The organism is Streptococcus sp. GMD6S, assembly GCF_000297015.1.
In genome coordinates this window covers 1-1513 of the sequence record NZ_AJRH01000130.1, presented here as the reverse complement: position 1 = coordinate 1513, position 1513 = coordinate 1, and the positions used below count along the sequence as shown (strand labels likewise).

Here is a 1513-nt window from a genome sequence, read left to right as displayed (position 1 = left end):
GAAACGACCTTGATGTGGGCCTTCATTCTTGGAATGTCTAATTCTTTCAATCCTTTTTGGATTGCTTCTTCAACCGTTGAACCTGTAAATAATACCATTACCAGATTCCTCCTTATTTTTTCTTTTTCTGTGCTTTTTTCAAAGCTCTTCTCTTCTTGCCTTCTAAATCTTTTTCTGCTTGCGCCACTGCTTCTCTTTCAGCAATAATCTTGAAAGGATTGTTCAAAAAATAGGTTTGCAGAACTTGGTAAGCATTGGATACGGCCCAGTACAAGGCTACACCACTTGGGGCGGAGATGGCAAAAACAAAGATCAATACAGGCATACCATACATCATCCCTGTCGTAGCTCCACTTTTTTCGGACAAAGCTTTATTCGATAACCAGCTACTCAAGAAGGTAAAGACTGCCGCCAAAATCGGAAGGACAAAACTTGTATCTACTCCTCCCAAATTAATCCATAAAAAGTGACCTGTTTTCAAAAAGTCTACTCGACTCAAGGCTTGAAAGAGCGCCAAGAGAACCGGCATTTGTATTAAAATTGGCCAGAGAGAGGATGAATGTTTGATTCCTAACTCTTTATAAACCTTACGCATCTCCTGGTCTAGCTTGGTTCTACTTTCCATATCACGACCTGGGTATTGCTCTCGCAAAGCCTTGATGCGCGGTTGAGCCTCTTGCATTTTTCTAGAGGCAACCATCTGTGTCTGAAAGACCGGCAATAAAATCGTCCGGATCAAAATCGTGAAGAGAATAATCCCCACTCCGATACTAATATCAAAGGACAAAAAGCGGATAATTTCAGCAAAAAAATAGACGAATTTGCTCCAAAAGTCTGTCGAATCTGCTGTTATATCGCTAGCTGTACCATTTGTTGCACAGGCTGTCATGATAAACAAGGACAGGCCCAACAAACTAGTCAACTGTAGTTTCTTTTTCACTCCCATTTCCTTCCTGGTAAATCTTTGATAACTTTAATACGTGGAGTAGGTTTTTCTCCATCTCTGCATATTCCAAGGTTTCCACCCCTTTTCGGGCAATCACGACAAAATCAACATGCTCTACTAAACTCCCTTTTACACTTTGTAGAATGTGCCGGATTCGTCTCTTGATTTGATTTCTGGTAACTGCATTCCCCAGCTTTTTGCTGACGGACAGTCCTACTCGAAAATGGTTTTGCTGGTTTTCCAATTGGTAGACAACAAATTTTCGATTGGCAAAACTTGTTCCGTCCTTGAAAATCGCCTTAAAATCTTTCTCTCTTTTTACACGAAAGCTTTTCTTCAAAACTCAACTCCATCTATTAAATTACTACTATTATACCATATTTTTTGAAAAAGCCAATAACAGCAAGGTTTTAGACATTTTCTACATAAAAAAAGCTGGAAAATCTCTTTCCCAACTTCTTTTTACAATCAAATTTTACGTGTATTTACTTATTTTTTCAAGCGCTCAACATCGCGTGCAATCACCAATTCTTCATCTGTTGGAATAACCAAGACACGGATTTTCGC

Annotated in this window: 3 protein-coding genes; all 3 read right to left on the bottom strand. The window is 39.3% G+C overall.

Features of this window, described 5'->3' with window-relative positions; genetic code table 11:
• Positions 1-98, bottom strand: a 98-nt coding sequence (locus GMD6S_RS09060) for a Jag N-terminal domain-containing protein (protein WP_008287132.1), incomplete at its 3' end; no start/stop codon positions are given.
• A gap of 14 nt (positions 99-112) precedes the next feature.
• Entirely contained in the window at positions 113-940 is an 828-nt protein-coding gene (locus GMD6S_RS09055) for a membrane protein insertase YidC (RefSeq protein WP_000728097.1), read from the bottom strand.
• Complete coding sequence (rnpA, locus tag GMD6S_RS09050; protein ID WP_000748120.1) at positions 915-1286, bottom strand: ribonuclease P protein component; 372 nt, start codon at positions 1284-1286, stop codon at positions 915-917. Before rnpA ends, GMD6S_RS09055 begins: the two co-directional genes overlap by 26 nt.
• Positions 1287-1513 lie beyond the last annotated feature (227 nt).